Below are 4981 nucleotides of genomic sequence, written 5' to 3'. Positions count from 1 at the left end.
TGGAGATCGTCTGGCGCGTGATGCTGCCCACGGCCATGCCTGCCTTGCTGGCGTTCTCGATCTTCTCGGTGGTCTGGCATTGGAACGACTACTTCTGGCCACTGCTGGTCATCAATTCACCCCATCTGGCGACGCCGCCGTTGGGAACCATGTTCTTCCGCAATGAGGAAGCAGGCAGCGCGTTCGGTCCGCTGATGGCCGGCACGGTGCTGATCACGGCGCCGCTGGTGCTGTTGTTCGTCGTCGCGCAAAAGCGCTTCATCGAAGGTGTGACGCTCACCGGCGTCAAAGGTTAAACCGCAAGGAATCAAGCAATGAAACAACTGTTTAAGAAAACCGCCGCACTGGCCGTGTTAATGACCACCGGCCTGGCACAGGCTCAGCAACCGACTGAGATCGTGATCGACTACGCGTACGCTGATCTCTTCAAAGAGGTCCATGAATCAATCGCAAAAGACTTCATGGCGAAGTTCCCCCAGTACAAGGTCACGTTCCGTGCGCCCACGTCTGACTACGAGGTCGCGGCACAACAGGTTCTGCGCCAGGCCGTCACGGGCCAGCTCCCCGATGTGTCTTATCAGGGCCTCAATCGTCTGCGCGTGTTTGCCGACCGTGGGCTCGCTGTCGACCTGACGCCCTTCATCAAGGCGGAGAAGGGCTGGGCGGGGATGGGTTACGACCAAGCGTTGCTTTCACTGGGGCAAGTCAAGGGTCAGCAGGTCGGCATCGGCTTCGCGCTGTCTACACCCGTCATCTACTACAACGCCGACCTGATGCGCAAGGCGGGCGTGGAGCCCGATCGCTTTCCCATGAACTGGGATGCCATCATGAACGCGGCCAAAAAGTCGAAGGCGGCAACGCCCGGCACCGAGAGCCTTCACGTCGAGTGGGACATCACGGGCAACTGGATGTGGCAGGCGCTGGTCTTCAGCAACGGCGGCACCATGTTGACCGCCGACGAGAAGAAGGTGGCCTTCGACGGCCCCGCAGGCAAGGCCGCCATCCAGACACTAGAACAGCTCGTCAAGCAGGGTGAGATGCGCAACATCTCCTATTCGGCCGCCTCGCAGGACTTCGTGAGCGGCAAGCTCGCGGTACTGGCGACAACCACTGCGCGCCTGGGCAGCATCACGAAGCAGGTGGGAGGCAAGTTCGAGATTCGTACCGCCCGCATGCCCGTTGCCAAGGACGGCCGACTGCCGGCCGGCGGCAATGCAGCGATGATGTTTTCCAAGGATCCTGCCAAGCAGGCCGCTGCTTGGGAATACATCAAGTTCGCCACCGGCCCGCTGGGCGCGACGACCATGGTCAAGGCAACCGGCTACTTCCCGGCCAACACGTTGCCAGCGACCGACCCGAACCTGCTTGCGCCCTTCTACAAGGCAAACCCCAATCATCTGACCGCCATCGCGCAGATGCCGGTACTCACCGCCCCGTACGCGTTTCCGGGTGACAACGGCTTCAAGATTACCGACGTAATCAAGGATCACCTCCAGACCGTGGTTTCGCAAGAGGTGCAACCCGCCGTTGCCCTTAGCAAGATGAGCAAGGCCGTCCAGGCATTGCTGCCGCGCTGAGTGCAAGGCACGACCATGCACAAGTTCATCCACATCACGGACATTCATCTTGTCGAGCAGGGTCGCGCCCTCTACGGCCATGACCCCGGCAAACGGTTCGAGCGCTGCATCGACAGCGTGATCGCCGAGCACGCGGACGCAGCGTCTTGCGTGATCACGGGCGACCTCGCACATGTCGGGCACCCGGACGCCTACCGCCAGCTGTCGGAGCAATGCGCGCGGTTGCCAATGCCGGTTCATCTGATTCTCGGCAACCACGACAGCCGGACCAACTTCCGCGAGCGCTTCCCACAGGTGCCGGTGGACAGCAATGGGTTCGTCCAGTACGAGCAGGCCATCGGGAGGTTCAGGGGTCTGTTTCTGGATACCAACGAACCGGGAACGCATTGCGGCGTCTTCTGCGAGCAACGGGCAAACTGGCTTTCCCAGCGCTTGGCGGAGGATGATTCACCGGTGCTCCTGTTCATGCATCATCCGGCATTCCACCTTGGCATCCCGGTCGCGGATCGAATCGGATTGGTCGACAACGAATGGTTGCTGACAGCACTGAAGGGCCACGCGCATCGCATCAAGCACCTGTTCTTCGGCCACATCCACCGGCCCATCTCGGGCACCTGGCGCGGCATCCCCTTCTCGACTTTGCGCGGTACCAACCATCAGGTGGCACTGCACCTTGGGGAATCCGAAGACATCCCGGGAAGCTTCGAGCCACCACAGTACGCCGTCGTCCTGCTCGACGACGATTCGGTGATCGTGCACCTGCATGACTTTCTCGATCGCAGCGAGAGATTCTGGCTAGGCGCGTAGGCGCGGATGCAGAGGCGGCCCTTGGTCCAGTGCCGTGAAGTCGATCCTGCCGACTCTGCAGGCGATTCAAGCCTCAATCAAGGGCCGAAGCGGGCCCTAAGAAATCGTAGTGCACCTGCCGGACGGGCACGCCCAGCGTGCGCCGCGAGCGCTGCGCACGCTGCACGAAAGGCTTCGACCCGAGGAAATAGCTGTCGGTGCCGCACCCCCGTTGGCTCACTCTCCAGTCGGCGCCAACAACTCGACCTACGAATTAAGAGTCTTCGCTACCTCGATTTCTAAAGAATCTCAAAAAGTTGGAAAAATCCAGCATCCATGCGAGTTTGCGGTTGATTGAGGCTACTGAACTGTTCTCGCAGGTTCCCCTTTTATGTGAAGTATTCGCGGCATGATTACACGGGCTTTACACGTGAGCCGCGGGCGAAACCTGCTGCTGGCCTAATGGCACTCTCCGAGCAGAATCGAAGCGCTTTACCTTGCGAAAGCGGTGCTAACGTGCTTTTGTGTTCCAGATCTGTGAGGGCCATGACTCCAAACGGCCAACTGCGGGTCTTCGAAATTTGAAACTGGTTGATTGCTACCTGGGTCAAATAAGTCTCCCTGTTGTTCCCATTTCATTGCAGCGACAAATGCGACGGCAGGGCTTGACCTGCAGATTCAGGCCACTTCGAAATGCCTGTCTGAGATTGACTGGATTGACATGACACTCTTTCGGAACGTTGCAGTTTTAGCTGGGGTTTTGGGATCGCTGCTTGGTGCCGGCAGCTTTCCGGCGCAAGCGCAAGAGCTAGCGTACGTCGCTGGAGTGCCCAGCGCCGACGGCATCGGCAAACGCTACCTGGGTCGCGAGATCGCACAGGTCATGGGGTGGCAAGGAGCGCCATGGCTCGAACGCCAGGAACGGGAGAAGGAAGAACGTACCGACCTTCTCCTGGATGCGCTGGAGTTGAAGCCAGGCATGGTGGTTGCCGACATCGGCGCTGGTACCGGCTACCTGTCCCGTCGCATGGCGCGCCTGGTCGCCCCTTCCGGCAGAGTCCTGGCGGTCGATGTGCAACCCGAGATGGTCGCGCTTTTGCGCCAGGCTGCGGAAGCCGAAGGCATGCGCAATATCACGCCTTCATTGGGTACTGAAAACGATGCCCGTCTGGCGCCGGGGTCCGTCGACCTGGCGATCATGGTCGACGTGTATCACGAGCTGTCTGCTCCGTATGAGATGCTCAGGAGTGTGGTGCAGTCGCTCGCGCCCGGCGGGCGGGTCGTTTTCGTGGAGTACAAGGCGGAAGATCCCGCAGTACAGATCAAGCAGCTGCACAAGATGACGGAAAGGCAGATCCGCCGGGAAGCGGAAATCCTGCCGTTGCAGTGGGTGCGTACAGACGCGAGGCTGCCGTGGCAGCACGTCGTCATTTTCCGAAAGAAATCCTGAACTGCAGAGCTTTGGCGAGTGCAAGCTTCTTGGCCTTGGCGGGTAATCTTCAGTTCGTCGGATCGAGCACCAAACGCGCATTTAGGTCGTCGACGAGCCAAATGACGGCGGATCCAGGCGGATCCAATGCTTGATTAAACGCCGCCATCGTCAAGACGAAACCTGCCGGCTTGATGTCATCGACGTTCAGAGAAACCTAGATGCTGCGCACAAAGGCGCTTTGCGCCATGTGCGTACGGCAGCCGCCGCTCGCCACTTGAGGATCTATGCGGTACCCCTGTCGTCATCCTGATTGCCGACTTTCAGCAGTCAGTTTATGGGGCCAAATACATCGCCGCCGTCGAGGTTTGCAAGTGCCGGCACGGTCGCCTGACCTATCAATGTCGCGGATGCATGCTTTCAGCTTTGGTACAAACGAGTAGCGCGGCGGCCTAAAACTTCTGCCATCAGTCTGAAGCTGCCTTTAAGTCGACTTGTCTGCGTCTTCGTGGGGCGGCCTGAAGCAGCGGGGCTTACCGCCGTCGACAAGGTCCACAAGGGCAAGGGCCGCACTGTCAACGCGCGCTTCTCGGTGATGTGCGCGCACTACCTGTACGACCCTGACTTCTGCAACGTCGCGGCGGGCTGGGAGAAGGGGCGCGTGGAGAAGAACGTGCAGTACAGCCGTCGGCGCATCTGGATCGAGGCGGCCCGACATCGCTTCAGTTCCTTTGTCGAACTCAATGCCTGGCTGAGTGAGCGCTGCCGCGCCCTGTGGAACGAGATCCGCCATCCCGAACACAGCCAATTCAACGTGGGCACGCGCTGGTTGGGGTCTCCTCGTTTTCAGTGCAATAAGTGACGGTACGCAAAGCTAGCACTGGCGCGGGGGTGGTCTGGGTAGACCGTTGATTTCATTGACTTTCCTGTTCGCTTTGTAAACGGGTATGGTGGCCTCCCACTTTTGAGGTTCACGATGCAGGGTTGGCACACAACGTTTTTGGGGATGCGTGGGCTCCCCCGCGATATCAGCGACTTCGAGATGAAGGCATTTTTCACCTTCGATGGTGCCGAGCGCGACGCAATCAATGCACGCCGAGGTGATTCCCACAAGCTTGGTCTGGCGCTCCATATTGGTTTCCTGCGCATGAGTGGGCGTTTGCTCGGTGCCTTTCGGGTAATTCCAGTA

5 protein-coding genes and 1 pseudogene are annotated in these 4981 nt (G+C 59.6%); all 6 read left to right on the top strand.

Going from position 1 to position 4981, the window contains the following annotated elements:
- Positions 1-296: ABC transporter permease subunit (locus AC0GNO_RS23760; RefSeq protein WP_472905744.1), on the top strand; the 296-nt coding region annotated here is incomplete at its 5' end.
- 18 nt (positions 297-314) lie between these two features.
- Positions 315-1577 carry an ABC transporter substrate-binding protein gene (locus tag AC0GNO_RS23755; RefSeq protein WP_472905745.1) on the top strand — a complete coding sequence of 421 codons (1263 nt, stop codon included), beginning with the start codon at positions 315-317 and terminating at the stop codon, positions 1575-1577.
- A gap of 15 nt (positions 1578-1592) precedes the next feature.
- On the top strand, positions 1593-2384 hold the full coding sequence (locus AC0GNO_RS23750) for a phosphodiesterase (RefSeq protein ID WP_029309111.1): 792 nt from the start codon (positions 1593-1595) through the stop codon (positions 2382-2384).
- A gap of 700 nt (positions 2385-3084) precedes the next feature.
- Complete coding sequence (locus AC0GNO_RS23745; RefSeq protein WP_031942805.1) at positions 3085-3813, top strand: class I SAM-dependent methyltransferase; 729 nt, start codon at positions 3085-3087, stop codon at positions 3811-3813.
- A gap of 514 nt (positions 3814-4327) precedes the next feature.
- A pseudogene (locus tag AC0GNO_RS23740) lies at positions 4328-4609 on the top strand (IS21 family transposase); the annotation flags it as partial.
- A gap of 159 nt (positions 4610-4768) precedes the next feature.
- Positions 4769-4981 (top strand): DUF4158 domain-containing protein (locus AC0GNO_RS23735; protein ID WP_030093369.1); only part of this gene is annotated, 213 nt, incomplete at its 3' end.

Source organism: Hydrogenophaga sp. L310, from assembly GCF_055703065.1.
This window is presented reverse-complemented; position numbering and strand designations above follow the sequence as displayed.